This window comes from Bradyrhizobium sp. LA6.1 (assembly GCF_040547805.1).
Classification (GTDB): Bacteria; Pseudomonadota; Alphaproteobacteria; order Rhizobiales; family Xanthobacteraceae; genus Bradyrhizobium; species Bradyrhizobium barranii.
In genome coordinates, this window is the sequence record NZ_JBEPQK010000004.1 from 505,884 (window position 1) to 518,497 (window position 12,614).

Sequence of the window (12,614 nt, forward strand, 5' to 3'; positions counted from 1 at the left end):
GACCTGAGACGGTAGGTGCCCGCCCCACCAAACAAAAATGGCCCGCGTGATGCGGGCCATTTTCGTATCGGAACCGGTAAAAGTCCGAACTTGGTTGCGGGGATAGGATTTGAACCTATGACCTTCAGGTTATGAGCCTGACGAGCTACCGGGCTGCTCCACCCCGCGTTAAACCGTCGCTTTGCCTTGGCCAAGATGCCGGGACGGTGAATGAAGTGGCCGGCGCTGTTCGCGTGGCTTGCTTCGTCCGTCCCAAAGGCTTCCTTGGAAGGCAACCCCGGGGCAAAGCCCCTCGGGTGCGAGGCGTATGTACCAACCCGGGCTGCCTTTGGAAAGGGCCGCGGGGACGTTTTTTTCGACTTTATGACAGTGAGTTGGGCCGATTTCCGGCCCGTTTGGCGCACTCTTGCCAGAAGTTCCACAAAGGGCCAGCTTGCGGCAACAAAACGTGGGGGGCCAACGCCATTTTCGGGAGGAACGCCATGGACCAGCCCCTGGATAAGTCCCCGGAGGGCGCCCCGCTTCGGGCCCTCAACGAGGCCTTCCATGCCATGGTCGCGCGGGCGCGCGCCGAGCCTGCACCTGATCTGGCCGAGCGGCTCGACCGGCTGGCGCGGCTGCGCACTGTGGTCGCCGACAACGAGGAGCGTTTCAGGCAGGCGATCTCGGCCGATTTCGGCCACCGCTCGGCCGTCGAGACCACCATCGCCGAGACGATGCTGGTGTTCTCCGAGATCCGGCATGCGACCAAACACCTGAAGAGCTGGATGGCGCCGCAGCGCGTGGCCACCGCGCTGCAATTCCTGCCCGCGCGCAACCGCCTGATCCCGCAGCCGCTCGGCGTCGTCGGCATCATCGCGCCCTGGAATTATCCGCTCCAGCTCACGCTTGCGCCGGCGATCGGCGCGATCGCTGCCGGCAACCGGGTCATCATCAAGCCGAGCGAACAGGTAGCCCACTTCTCGGCGCTGCTGAAGGAGACGATCGCGCAAAAGTTCGATGCCACCGAGGTGCTGATCACCGGCATCGAGGACGAGATCGCAAAAGCCTTCGCGAGCCTGCCGTTCGACCATCTCGTCTTCACCGGCTCGACCCGGATCGGCCGGCTGGTCGCTGAGGCCGCCGGGCGCAATCTCACGCCCGTGACGCTCGAGCTCGGCGGCAAGTCGCCGGCGATCATCGACGCCTCCGCCGATCTCGAGGAGGCGGCCGAGCGCATCGCCTACGGAAAGCTGCTCAATGCCGGGCAGACCTGCATCGCGCCGGACTATGTGCTGGTGCCCGAGCGCTCGTTGCAGGCCTTCGCCGAAAAAGTGCGCGCGCAGATGCGACGCATGTTCGGCACCGATCCGGCCAACAAGGACTACACCTCCGTCATCTCCGACCGGCACTATGCGCGGCTGGAAAATCTCGTCGCGGATGCCGCCCAGCGCGGCGCAAAAATCCTGCAACCGGCGAAAGCGGACGATCCGAACTGGAAAGCACACCGTAAATTCCCGCCGACACTGATCGTCGGCGCGACCGAGGCGATGGCGGTGATGCAGGAGGAGATTTTCGGCCCCGTTCTGCCGGTGCTGGGCTATCGCGATCCGGCGGAGGCGATCGCCTTCGTCAACGCCCGCGACCGGCCGCTGGCGCTCTACTGGTTCGGCAAGGATCGCGCCGCCCGCGACGAGGTGCTGTCGCGCACGATCTCCGGCGGCGTCACCGTCAACGACTGCCTGTTCCACTTCGCGCAAGCCAACCAGCCGATGGGCGGCGTCGGCGCGTCCGGCACCGGCGCCTATCACGGCGAATGGGGTTTTCGCACGTTCAGCAAACTGAAGCCGGTGTTTTATCGCTCCAAGTTCAACCGCCTCGCCGACCTCTATCCGCCCTATGGCGGCAAGATCGCGCGGCTGGAGAAGTTGATGCGGTTCATGTCGTAGCTTTCGGTCATTGCGAGCAAGCGCAGCAATCCAGACTGTCTCCGCGGCGGGATTCTGGATTGCTTCGCTACGCTCGCAATGACGAGAAGAAAAATGCAGAGGGGGGACACATCAGTGACTGACACATTCGATTTCGTCGTCGTGGGCGCGGGCTCCGGCGGCTGCGCGGTGGCCGGGCGGCTTTCGGAGGATGCGGCGACATCCGTGGCGCTGCTCGATGCCGGCGGACGGAACGACAATTGGCGGATCACCACGCCATTCGGGCTCGCTTTGCCATACAGGGCGGCCAACTGGGCCTTCGATACTGTGCCGCAGAAGGGATTGAACGGCCGTATCGGCTATCAACCGCGCGGCAAAGGCCTCGGCGGCTCCTCGGCGATCAACGCCATGGTCTACATCCGCGGCCACAAATCGGACTACGACCACTGGGCCTCGCTCGGCAATGCCGGCTGGTCGTACGCCGACGTGCTGCCCTATTTCAAGCGCTCGGAGAACAATTCCGATTTCGACGGCGAGTATCATGGCAAGGGCGGCCCGCTGCATGTCAACAGACTGCGCTCGGACAATCCGATCCACGACGTCTTCCACCAGGCCGCGCGCGAGGCGCAGTTCCGCATCCGCGAGGACTTCAACGGCGAGGACCATGAAGGGCTCGGCAGCTACCAGGTGACGCAGCACCATGGCGAGCGCTGGAGCGCGGCACGCGCCTATCTGAATCCTCACATGGACAAGCGCGCGAATCTGCGCGTCGAGACCCAGGCGCAGGCGACGAAAATCCTGTTCGAGGGCCGGCGCGCGGTCGGCATCGAATATGTGCAGGGCAAGCAGACGAAGCAGCTGCGCGCCCGCCGCGAGGTGATCCTCGCCGGCGGCGCATTCCAGTCGCCGCAGCTATTGATGCTGTCGGGCATCGGCGATGGCGAGGCGCTTGCCGCGCACGGCATTGGCGTCGCGCATCATTTGCCGGGCGTCGGGCGCAATCTGCAGGACCATCCGGATTTCGTGTTCGTCTACGCCTCCGACTATCCGCACTTCGTTCATTCATCGCTCGGCCGGTTGCCATCCCTGCTCCGCGCGATCCAGCGGTATCGCCGGGAGCGACGCGGCCTGATGACCACCAATTTCGCCGAGTGTGGCGGCTTCCTGAAGACCAGGCCCGACCTCGCCGTGCCAGACATCCAGCTGCACTTCGTCATCGCGATGCTCGACGACCACGGCCGCAAGAAGCACAAAGAGGCGGGCTTCTCGTGCCATGTCTGCCTGCTCAGACCGAAGAGCCGCGGCAGCGTATCGCTGAAAAGCGCCGATCCGCTCGCAGCGCCGATGATCGATCCGAACTTTCTGGGCGAGGCGGAAGATCTCGAGTCGATGGTCGCGGGCTTCAAGACCACGCGGCGGCTGATGGAGACGCCCGCGCTGCGCGCGTTGCAGAAGAAGGACATGTTCACGTCGGATGTGAGAACGGACGACGACATCCGCGCCATCCTGCGCAATCGCGTCGACACCGTCTATCACCCCGTCGGCACCTGCAAGATGGGCACCGATGCGATGGCCGTGGTCGATCCGAAGCTGAAGGTGCACGGCATCGAGGCCTTGCGCATCGTCGACGCCTCGATCATGCCGACGCTGATCGGTGGCAACACCAACGCGCCGACGATCATGATCGGGGAGAAGGCGGCGGATATGATCAGGGCGGAGATGCGTGCGAGTTAGCGCGACGCCGCCACCCAATTCTCCGCCGTCGTCCCCGCGACCGCGGGGACCCATAATCACAGGGAGATGTTGTGGGGCGAGATGGCAACTCCGAGTCTTCGCCAAACATCTCCCTGGGGTTATGGGTCCCGGGCTCGCGCTACGCGCGCCCCGGGACGACAGCGGTGGTTAGTTCAACAAGAACCCACCATCGACGGTGATGACACTCCCCGTCATGTACCGCGACGCCTTCGAGGCCAGCAGCAGGATCGCGCCATCGAGATCGGACTCGGCGCCGACGCGGCGCTGCGGGATGCGCTTGGTCAGGCGTTCGCCCGGCGGGGTGGACCAGAAGGCGTGATTCATTTCCGTGTCGATATAGCCGGGCGCCAGCGCGTTGATGCGGATGTTCTGGCCCGCGAGCTCCAGCGCCATCGCCCTGGTCGCCTGGAGGATGCCGGCCTTGGAGATCGCATAGGGCGACACCGCCTTCAGCACGCCGGTGCCGAGCACGGAAGCGATGTTGACGATGTTGCCTTCCTGCTTGCGCGCGATCATGCGGCGCGCGACTTCGGTCGCGAGGAAATAAGCGCCTTTCAAATTGGCGCCGATCACGGCGTCCCAATCGGATTCGGTCTGCTCGGTCGCGAGCTTCTCGATGGCGATGCCGGCATTGTTGATCAGCACCGTGATCGGACCGAGCGCGGCTTCCGTGGCATCCACGGCCTTGGCGATCGATGACATGTCCGTGACGTCGAGCGCGACCGCGGCAGCGCGGCCGCCCTTGCCGCGGATCTCCTCCTCCAGGCTCTTCAGCTTGTCGGTCTGCCGCGCGGCGAGCGCGACGGCCGCGCCATGGTCCGCCAGAACCCGGGCAAATTGCCGCCCCAGCCCCTGGCTCGCGCCCGTCACTAGGATGGTTTCTTGACTGACGTCGAATAAGTCTGACATGACGCTTGCCTTGAGTGTTTTCCCTGAGCTTTGGAGCCACCAATACAGACGATTTTAACGATCTGAAACCGGAATGATCGGTCCGGCGTTCATTCGTTCCAACGACGCAAGCGTTCCATCGAGGCAGGCCTGACGCTCATGAACAGTTTCGATCTCGCGATCTATGCGGCACTCGCCGTCGCGATCGGCTTCGGTTTCAGGACCGGCCTGCTCGGCAGCGCCATGACCATTCTCGCCTATCTCCTGGCCGCTCCCATCGCCGTCGCGCTGATGCCGTTGATCGTGCCGCAGGTCGCGACCAATCCGAACGCGCCACTGCTGCAAAACTGGATCTGGTTCTTCGGCATCTTCGTGGTCGTCGGCATGCTCCTTGGATATATCGGCCGCCTGGCGCTGAACGACACGATACGCGAAGCCGGGATCGGCGACCGGCTCGCCGGCGCCGCACTCGGCGCCGTCAGGGTCGGCCTCGTCGCTACCACGCTGGTGCTGGTGTTCGACCAGATCGTGCCGGCCAACCGGCAGCCGCCGTTCCTCGCCGGTTCGCATCTGCGGCCGCTGTTCTCGGCGACCGGCAAGATGGGCTTCAAGACATTGCCGCCGGAGGCCGCGGCCGCGATCGACCGCCTCAAGCAGGAACGGCGCATCTAGCTTATTGTCTGGGCATGATCTTTTCGGAAAACCGCCGCACACTTTTCCGGATCATGCCCGCACATTTGCATCGCCGCGCGACCGCGCCATGCATTTTGACGCGGCCCCCTCCCTTATCAGCGGCGCCACGATTGGCTAGAGTGCGGCCCGTCTAAAACCTGCCTGACATTACGGGAGTGAAACAGTGGATCTTGGGATCAAAGGTCGCCGCGCCATCGTCTGCGCATCCAGCAAGGGCCTCGGCCGCGCCTGCGCCATCTCGCTGGCGGAAGCCGGCGTTGACGTCACACTGACCGCGCGCGGCGCCGAAGCCCTGAAGAAGACGGCCGACGACATCCGCAAAGCCTATCCTGGCGTGAAGGTCACCGAGATCGTCGGCGACATCACGACGCCTGCGGGCCGCGAGGCCGTGCTGAAGGCCTGCCCAGAGCCGGACATCCTCATCAACAATGCCGGCGGCCCGCCGCCCGGCGATTTCCGCAACTGGACCCGCGACGACTGGATCAAGGCGATCGACGCCAACATGCTCACGCCGATCGAGCTGATCAAGTCGACCGTCGACGGCATGATGGCGCGCAAGTTCGGCCGCATCGTCAACATCACCTCGGCGGCGGTGAAGGCGCCGATCGACATCCTCGGTCTCTCCAACGGCGCGCGCGCCGGCCTCACCGGCTTCATCGCCGGCCTGTCGCGCAAGACCGTGATCAACAACGTCACCATCAACGGCCTGTTGCCGGGTCCGTTCGAGACCGACCGCCTGACCGGCACCGCGAAGGCCGAGGCCGACAAGCGCGGCACGACGCCGGAGCAGATCCTGGCCGAGCGCGCCAAGCTCAACCCCGCCGGCCGCTTCGGCCAGCCCGACGAGTTCGGCTATGCTTGCGCGTTCCTCTGCGGCGCCAAGGCCGGCTTCATCACGGGCCAGAACATTTTGCTCGACGGCGGCGCCTTCCCCGGAACGCTGTGAGAGCAGTCTGGTACGAGCAAACAGGACCGGCGGCGGATGTCCTCACCTATGGTGAGATGGCGACGCCGGTCGCTGGCCCAGGCGAAGTTCGCATTCGCCTGGAGGCCTCCGGCGTCAATCCGGCCGATGTCGGCCGGCGCGGCGGCAGCTATCGCGCGATGGAATTTTCGCGCGTCATTCCGAACAGCGACGGCGCGGGTTTCGTCGACCAGATCGGCGACGGCGTAACGCGCTTCAGGGTCGGCGACCGGGTCTGGCTGTTCAACGGCCAGCGCAACGGCCGCGCCTTCGGCACGGCGGCCGAATATATCGCGCTCGCCGAGCAGCTGGTGACGCCGCTGCCGGATCATCTTTCCTTTGCGGAAGGCGCAACGCTCGGCATCCCCGCGATGACAGCATGGTGCGGCCTGTTTGCGGATGGGCCGATCGTCGGCAAGACCGTGCTCGTCACCGGCGGCGCCGGCGCGGTTGGCCATTATGCCGTGCAGCTCGCCAAATGGGGCGGCGCGCAGGTGATCGCGACGGTCAGCTCGGCGATGAAGGGCGAGCAAGCCCGGCGCGCGGGCGCCGATCTCGTGGTCAATTACAGGGACGAGGACGTCGTTGCCAAGGCGATGGCGCTCACCGGCGGACGTGGTGTCGATCGCGTGGTCGATGTCGATTTCGGCGGCAACATCGCGACGACGTTGAAGCTGATGGCGCTCAATTCGACGATCGCCGTCTACGCCACCAACGGCAACCGCACACCCACGGTGCCGATGCGCGAACTGATGGAGAAGTGCATCACGCTCCGCTCGCTCGTCTTGTTCGCGCTACCGCCCGTGCTGCTTGCAGCGGCGCAGGCCGACATCACGAAATGGCTGGCGGCAGGGCCGCGCATTCACAACGTCGCGGCGCAGTTCGCGCTGTCGGACACAGCGCAAGCCCATCTCGCGGTCGAGAAGGGCGACAAGCTCGGCACCGTGATCGTCGACTGCGCGCGGTAGCGACTTAGGATACCGGCGTTGTCCGCTCGTCGGTCCAGTCGATGCCGAGCTCGTCCATGCCATCGGCGAGCAGATCGCCCAGCATCGGCTCGCCCAGCAGATATTGCACCGTTTCGCGACGCGGGTTCTTGTATTCACCGCGCGCCTCGGCGGCGCGGGCACGCAGATCGTCCCACTCCTCCACTTCGCCATCGCCGCGGCCAAGCCACATCAGCGTGACAAGGTCGAGCTGCTCGTCCTCGTTCAGCGCGCGGATGAAACCGGACAGCTCGGCCGCGACCGGGTCGGAATTGGTGTCCTCGAGCACGTCGATCTCGTCATCATCAGAGGGATTGGAGCCCGAGTCAGGGTCGGACGCCGCCTCCTTGACGTCGAATTCGCGGGCCTTCTCGATGATGAAGGCGACCTTCTCGGCGGAAATGGCAAGCTCTGGCATCGTCGCTCTCTCTGGCTGTCTCGGGGTTCCCCCGATAACGCAACATCGCGACAGATGATCCATTGCGTTCGACGGCGGAAGGCCGCATCTTTCGCGAAAGCAAGAAAATTGGGATCGCCGCATGCCGTGGACCGTGGGCAAGGTCAAAATCACCAAGATCGTGGAAATGGAGACGGTCGGCTCGACCCGCTTCATCCTGCCGGCCGCAACCAATGACGAGATCCAGAAGCTGCCCTGGCTGATCCCGCATTTCGCCACCGAGGAGGGCCGGCTGAAAATGTCGATCCACTCGTTGGTGGTGGAGACGCCGACGCACCGCATCGTGGTCGACACTGGCCTTGGCAACGACAAGCAGGGCCGCGGTGTCCCGGTCTGGAATAACCGCAGCACGCCGTTTCTGGAGACGATGACGGCAGCGGGCTTTCCCCCTGACAGCATCGACAACGTGGTATGCACGCATCTTCATGTCGATCATGTCGGCTGGAATACAAAGCTCGTCGATGGCAAATGGGTGCCGACTTTCCCCAGAGCGCGCTACCTGTTCGGCAAGACCGAGTACGAATATTGGCGCGACTATACGGCCGAGCCGGACAAGGTCGCGGTGTTCAACGATTCCGTGAAGCCGGTCGTCGATGCGGGCCTGGCCGAGTTGATCCCGAGCGATCACCGGCTCTGCGAGGAGATCAGCGTGATCCCGACCCCCGGCCACAGCCCCGGGCATATGAGCGTCCTGATCGAGTCCGGCGGCGAACAAGGGTTGCTCAGCGGCGACGTCGCCCATCACCCCTGCCAGATGGCGCATCTCGACTGGTGCTCGGTCGTCGACACCGACACCGCCCAATCGGCGGCGAGCCGGCACAAGGTGTTCTCGCGCTTTGCCGATACCCCGACGCTGGTGATCGGCGGCCATTTCTCGGCCGGGCACATCAAGCGGGACGGGGATGCGTTCAAGTTTGTGGCGCTGCAATCGTAGGGTGGGCAAAGCCACCGGGTCGCGCGAATGCGCGCCCGATGACAGGCTCCGCGTGCCCACCCTACCGGGCCATCAAAAAGAATTGGTGGGCACGGCGCTCCGCGCCTTTGCCCACCCTACAAAGGAAGGGCTGCAATGCGCCCCACTTTGAGCGGTTGAATTTCCCGCCGCCCTGTTCCATGAAGCTATTTAACCGATCGGTCCATCTCCAGGGAGAAACGAGAATGAAGCTTGTTCGTTATGGCGAAAAGGGTGCGGAAAAGCCCGGCCTGATCGACAAATCCGGCCAATTGCGCGACCTGTCGGCGCATGTGAAGGACCTGACCGGCGAGGCCTATTCGCCTGATATCCTGAAGAAGCTGGCGGGCCTTGACCCGGCCTCCCTGCCCGCCGTCTCCGGCAAGCCGCGCTTCGGCGCGCCCGTCACCGGCATCTCGAAATTCGTCGCCATCGGCCTCAACTACAGCGACCACGCCAAGGAAACCGGCGCCGCGATCCCGACCGAGCCGATCATCTTCATGAAGGCCAACACCTCGCTGTCCGGCCCGAACGACGCGGTCGAGAAGCCACGCGGCTCGACCAAGCTCGACTGGGAAGTCGAGATCGCCGCCATCATTGGTACCCGCGCAAAGTATGTCTCTGAAGCCGATGCGCTGAACTACGTCGCCGGCTATTGCGTCTGCAACGACGTCTCCGAGCGCGCCTTCCAGACCGAGCGCCTGGGTCAGTGGACCAAGGGCAAGTCACACGACACCTTCGGCCCGGTCGGCCCGTGGCTCGCCACCAAGGACGAGATCAAGGACGTGCAGAACCTGTCGATGTGGCTCGACGTCAACGGCCAGCGTCGCCAGACCGGCTCGACCCAGACCATGATCTTCTCCATGGCCAAATGCGTCTCCTACGTCTCGCAGTTCATGACCTTGCTGCCGGGCGACATCATCACCACCGGCACCCCGCCCGGCGTCGGTCTCGGCATGAAGCCGCCGACCTTCCTCAATGTCGGCGATGTCGTCACGCTCGGCATCGAAGGCCTCGGCGAGCAGCGCCAGGAGATCGTGGCGGCGTAAGCCTTTCGCCCTCATCCTGGGGAGCGCGCAACGCGCGCGTCTCGAAAGATGCGCCAAGAGTACAGTCACCCGACGTTCGCGCCGGGTGACGCAAGAACACCTCCCGTTGTCCATCCTTCGAGACGCGCGCCAAGCTGCGCGCTCCTCAGGATGCGGACCGCCTGTCTGGATAGAGGTTATTTCCCCATGAAACTCTCCTTCTCTGCCGCCTCGCCCTTCGCCCGCAAGGTGCGCATCGCCGCGATCGAGCTCGGGCTGATCGACAAGATCGAGCTGACGCCCGCGACCGTCGCGCCGGGCACGGTCAACGAGGACTATTCGCGCATCACGCCGCTGAAGAAGCTGCCGGTGCTGATCACCAATGACGGCGACGTCATTCTGGATTCCTACGTGATCGTCGAATATCTCAACGAGATGGCCGGCGGCAGCCTGATCCCCGATTACGGCCCGCGGCGCTGGAAGGCCAAGACCGATCACTCCCTGATCAACGGCATGCTCGATTCCATGCTGCTGTGCCGCTACGAGAAGATGGTGCGGCCGCAGGGCCTGCAATGGCAGGCGTGGTCGGACGACCATTGGAACCGGGCCTGGACCGGCATGGCGCGCTTCGAGAACATGCCCGAAGTCTTGAACGGCCCGTTCGACATCTCGCAGATCGGCCTCGTCTGCGTGCTCGGCTATGCCGACTTCCGCTTCGCCGATTGCGGCTGGCGCAAGGCCTACCCGAAACTCGACGCCTTCCACCAGAAGATGCTGGAGCGCCCCTCGGTCAAGATCTCGGTGCCGCCGGCGGCGTAAGCTAGGCTGCGGGGAGAAGGACGATGCGCGATCGCTTCCCCCTCAGCATTCTCGGCGCGAGCCTCGTGCTCGCGTTGACCGTCTCAGCCACTTCCGTGCAGGCCGACGGCATGGCGCCTGGACAACGAAATGTCGCCTGCGAATCGCCATCATCAATCGATGACGGCTGGACGACTGCATCGCCCGACAGCGTTGGCATGGACGGCGCGCGGCTCTGCGGCATCGCTGCACGGCTCGATCAACGCGCGACCTCGGTCCATTCGGTTGTCGTCGTGCGCCACGGTAAGCTCGTCTTCGAGCAGTATTTTCCCGGCTACGACCAACCCTGGGGACAACCGGACGGCCAGCACGAATTCACCGCGACGACGAAGCATGACATGCGTTCGGCATCGAAGAGTGTCGCTTCGCTGCTCGTCGGCATCGCGATCGATCGCAAGCTGATCGAAGGCGTCGACGAGCCCGTGCTCAAATTCTTCCCCGACCATCAGGCGGCGAAGCAGGCGGGCTGGGAGGCCATCACGCTGCTCCATCTGCTAACGATGTCCTCCGGCATTGAATGGGACGAGGCACGGTCCTGGACCGATCCGAAAAACGACGAGCCGCATCTCACATTTGAGGCCGATCCGATCGGCTATGTGCTCGCAAAGCCAGTCGCTGCGCCGCCCGACGTGCTGTGGACTTATAATGGCGGCGGGACTGAACTGCTCGGCAACATCCTCGAACGCGTCTCGGGCAAGCCGCTGGAGGCATTTGCTCGCGAGGTGCTGTTCCGGCCGCTCGGGATCAGCGATTTCGATTGGAAAGCCTATAAGAACGGCAAGATCGCAGCGGCCGCGGGCCTTCGCTTGCGGCCGCGCGATGCGGCGAAGATCGGCCAGCTCGTGCTCAATCGCGGCCAGTGGAACGGCCGGCAGATCGTCTCGGCCGACTGGATCGCACAATCGACCACGCCGCGCTTCCAGGCGATCGGCTATTTCGGCAGCACGATGTTCTACGGCTATCAATGGTGGATGGGCCGCTCGCTCGCCGGCGACAAGGAAATCAAATGGGTTGCTGCCTTCGGCTGGGGCGGCCAGCGCATCTTCATCGTGCCCGAGCTTGATCTCGTCATGATGACCACCGCTGCCCAATACGGCCAGCCGAAGGAAGGGCTGGCCGCGATCGACATCCTCTCCAACATCGTCATTCCATCCGTGCGCGACGCACGGTGAGTGCAAGGGAAGCGAGCATGAGCCTGAAATTCACGGTCGGCGATCTCACCATCCATCGCGTCATCGAGCAGGAAACCTCGTTCGTGCCGGCACTGGAAATGCTGCCGGGATTGACGGCCGAGGTGCTGGCCGAGAACCGGGCATGGATGCGGCAGGCCAAGGCGCTAGACGAGCAGGACGTACTGCTCCTGTGCTTCCAGTCCTATGTGGTGAAGACGCCGCACCACACCATCCTGATCGACAGCTGCATCGGCAACGACAAGCCGCGCCCGCAGCGGCCGAAATGGAACATGAAGACCGACGAAACGTACTTGCGCGGACTCAACGCAGCCGGGTTCGCGGTCGACGACATCGATTTCGTGATGTGCACGCATCTGCATGTCGACCACGTCGGCTGGAACACGCGGCTCGAGAACGGCCGCTGGGTGCCGACCTTCCCGAAGGCGCGCTACGTCTTCGCCAAGCAGGAATACGACCACTGGTTCGCGGAGAATGCGAAGGCGGAGATCCCGCCCTTCGCCGACAGCGTGCTGCCGGTGGTCGAGGCCGGGCGCCACGAGCTGGTCGGCAACGATCATCAGATCGGCGATCACGTCCGCATCCTGCCGACGCCGGGACATACGCCCGGCCATATCGCCATCACGATGGGCCGCGGCAAGGACGACGCCGTGTTCTCCGGCGACCTCATGCATTCGCCGCTGCAGACGCTCTATCCGGAGCTGTCGATCAAGTTCGACGTCGACCCGGCCGCGGCGGCGAAAACGCGCCGCAGCTTTCTGGAGCGCTATTGCGACACCGACACGCTGTGCTGCACCGCGCATTTCCCCTCGCCGTCGGTCGGGAAGATCAGGCGCAAGGGCAGCGCGTTCGTGTGTGCGGCGGTGTAGCGCGCGGCAATTGCCCGGCTTCCGTCATGCCCGGGCTTGTCCCGGGCATCCACGTTCTTACAATCAA

At 64.3% G+C, this 12,614-nt stretch carries 12 protein-coding genes and 1 tRNA gene; 10 read left to right on the forward strand and 3 right to left on the reverse strand.

Features of this window, described 5'->3' with window-relative positions; genetic code table 11:
* Positions 1-91: 91 nt before the first annotated feature.
* Positions 92-168 (reverse strand) — tRNA-Met (locus ABIB99_RS12985).
* 314 nt (positions 169-482) lie between these two features.
* Between ABIB99_RS12985 and ABIB99_RS12990 the strand changes: the two genes are divergently transcribed.
* Entirely contained in the window at positions 483-1,928 is a 1,446-nt protein-coding gene (locus ABIB99_RS12990) for a coniferyl aldehyde dehydrogenase (protein WP_354176063.1), read from the forward strand.
* Between the two features lie 114 nt (positions 1,929-2,042).
* Complete coding sequence (locus ABIB99_RS12995) at positions 2,043-3,641, forward strand: GMC family oxidoreductase (RefSeq protein WP_354176064.1); 1,599 nt, start codon at positions 2,043-2,045, stop codon at positions 3,639-3,641.
* A gap of 168 nt (positions 3,642-3,809) precedes the next feature.
* Here the strand turns inward: ABIB99_RS12995 and ABIB99_RS13000 are convergent, their stop codons facing one another.
* Complete coding sequence (locus ABIB99_RS13000) at positions 3,810-4,571, reverse strand: SDR family oxidoreductase (protein ID WP_354118770.1); 762 nt, start codon at positions 4,569-4,571, stop codon at positions 3,810-3,812.
* Between the two features lie 138 nt (positions 4,572-4,709).
* Between ABIB99_RS13000 and ABIB99_RS13005 the strand changes: the two genes are divergently transcribed.
* The 3 genes from ABIB99_RS13005 to ABIB99_RS13015 all read left to right on the forward strand — a co-directional run bounded on the left by ABIB99_RS13005 (position 4,710) and on the right by ABIB99_RS13015 (position 7,175).
* The gene (locus ABIB99_RS13005) at positions 4,710-5,222 is read left to right on the forward strand and encodes a CvpA family protein (protein ID WP_354176065.1); all 513 of its coding nucleotides are present in this window, start codon (positions 4,710-4,712) and stop codon (positions 5,220-5,222) included.
* 184 nt (positions 5,223-5,406) lie between these two features.
* On the forward strand, positions 5,407-6,189 hold the full coding sequence (locus ABIB99_RS13010; RefSeq protein WP_014498394.1) for an SDR family oxidoreductase: 783 nt from the start codon (positions 5,407-5,409) through the stop codon (positions 6,187-6,189).
* The gene (locus ABIB99_RS13015) at positions 6,186-7,175 is read left to right on the forward strand and encodes an NADPH:quinone reductase (RefSeq protein WP_354176066.1); all 990 of its coding nucleotides are present in this window, start codon (positions 6,186-6,188) and stop codon (positions 7,173-7,175) included. Before ABIB99_RS13010 ends, ABIB99_RS13015 begins: the two co-directional genes overlap by 4 nt.
* A 4-nt stretch (positions 7,176-7,179) precedes the next feature.
* On the opposite strand, the gene ABIB99_RS13020 is transcribed toward ABIB99_RS13015, so the two are convergent.
* Positions 7,180-7,611, reverse strand: a complete 432-nt coding sequence (locus tag ABIB99_RS13020; protein WP_038933620.1) for a DUF3775 domain-containing protein — start codon at positions 7,609-7,611, stop codon at positions 7,180-7,182.
* A 121-nt stretch (positions 7,612-7,732) separates the two neighbouring features.
* On the opposite strand from ABIB99_RS13020, the gene ABIB99_RS13025 reads away from it, so the two are divergent.
* From ABIB99_RS13025 to ABIB99_RS13045, 5 genes are all read left to right on the forward strand, one after another.
* Positions 7,733-8,584, forward strand: a complete 852-nt coding sequence (locus tag ABIB99_RS13025) for an MBL fold metallo-hydrolase (RefSeq protein WP_354176068.1) — start codon at positions 7,733-7,735, stop codon at positions 8,582-8,584.
* A gap of 224 nt (positions 8,585-8,808) precedes the next feature.
* The gene (locus ABIB99_RS13030; protein ID WP_166078056.1) at positions 8,809-9,651 is read left to right on the forward strand and encodes a fumarylacetoacetate hydrolase family protein; all 843 of its coding nucleotides are present in this window, start codon (positions 8,809-8,811) and stop codon (positions 9,649-9,651) included.
* Between the two features lie 186 nt (positions 9,652-9,837).
* Positions 9,838-10,449, forward strand: a complete 612-nt coding sequence (locus tag ABIB99_RS13035; RefSeq protein ID WP_063980851.1) for a glutathione S-transferase family protein — start codon at positions 9,838-9,840, stop codon at positions 10,447-10,449.
* Positions 10,450-10,472: 23 nt separating this feature from the next.
* Positions 10,473-11,660, forward strand: coding sequence for a serine hydrolase domain-containing protein (locus ABIB99_RS13040; RefSeq protein ID WP_354176069.1), 1,188 nt, complete (start codon positions 10,473-10,475; stop codon positions 11,658-11,660).
* 17 nt (positions 11,661-11,677) lie between these two features.
* Positions 11,678-12,547: an MBL fold metallo-hydrolase gene (locus ABIB99_RS13045; RefSeq protein WP_354176071.1), complete on the forward strand. Its 870-nt coding sequence runs from the start codon at positions 11,678-11,680 to the stop codon at positions 12,545-12,547.
* Positions 12,548-12,614 lie beyond the last annotated feature (67 nt).